1 protein-coding gene is annotated in these 1069 nt (G+C 56.2%); it reads left to right on the forward strand.

From position 1 onward, the window contains the following. Positions 1-54: 54 nt before the first annotated feature. Positions 55-1069 (forward strand): cysteine peptidase family C39 domain-containing protein (locus R5268_RS19350; protein ID WP_317420516.1); only part of this gene is annotated, 1015 nt, incomplete at its 3' end.

Consider the following 1069-nt stretch of genomic DNA (forward strand, 5'->3'; position numbering starts at 1 on the left):
CAGGAGCAGACACACCATGACAGAACGGATTCTGTTATCTGACCGGGAGGCCGTATGCGCCGTTTATCCTTAAAAAACCTGCTGGAAAAGCTCGACCTCAGCCTGCACAGACGCATTCCGGTTATTCACCAGACCGAGTCATCCGAGTGCGGCCTCGCCAGCCTTGCGATGATCTCCGCGCATTACGGTAAAAGTATTGATCTGATTTCCCTGCGTCAGAAGTTCAATCTTTCGGCCCGCGGCGCGACACTGACCGGTCTGACCGGCATGGCGTCAGAGCTGGGGATGACCACCCGCGCCCTGTCGCTGGATATGGATGATCTGCCGAATCTGCGGCTTCCCTGTATTTTACACTGGGATTTCAATCACTTCCTGGTACTGGTCAAAATCAGCGGTAATAAATTTATTCTGCACGACCCGGCGTACGGCCGCCGGGTAGCCGGCATTGAGGAAATGTCGCGCAATTTCACCGGCGTGGCACTGGAAGCCTGGCCCGGCAGCACCTTCACCAAACAGGAGGTGGTGAAAAAACTCAGCCTGCGCAAGCTTATCGGTAATATTCACGGGCTGAAACAAGCCCTGCTGAAAATCTTCGCGTTTTCCGTGGTGATTGAGGCCATCGGGCTGATTATGCCGGTCGGTACCCAGCTGGTGATGGACCACGCGATCCCCGCCGGGGATCAGGGGCTGTTGTCCCTGATTTGTATCGGGCTGCTGTTCTTTATTCTGCTGAAAGCCGCCGTCAGTATGTGCCGCGCCTGGGCAAGCCTGGTGATGGAAACGCTGATCAACGTCCAGTGGCAGTCCGGATTGTTCACGCACCTGCTGCGTCTGCCGCTCAGTTACTTTGAGCGGCGTAAACTCGGGGACATTCAGTCCCGTTTCAGCTCGCTCGATATCCTGCGTACCACCTTTACCACCAGCGTGGTCGGGGCGATCATGGACGGTATCATGCTGATCGGCGTGTTTATCATGATGATCCTTTACGGCGGCAGTCTCACCTGGATTGTGCTGGCCTTTACCGCGGTGTATATCGGCCTGCGGCTGGCAACGTACGGCTATTACCGCC

Origin of the sequence: Morganella sp. BCCO 40_0007 (assembly GCF_032989665.1) — a bacterium.
Classification (GTDB): domain Bacteria; phylum Pseudomonadota; class Gammaproteobacteria; order Enterobacterales; family Enterobacteriaceae; genus Morganella; species Morganella sibonii.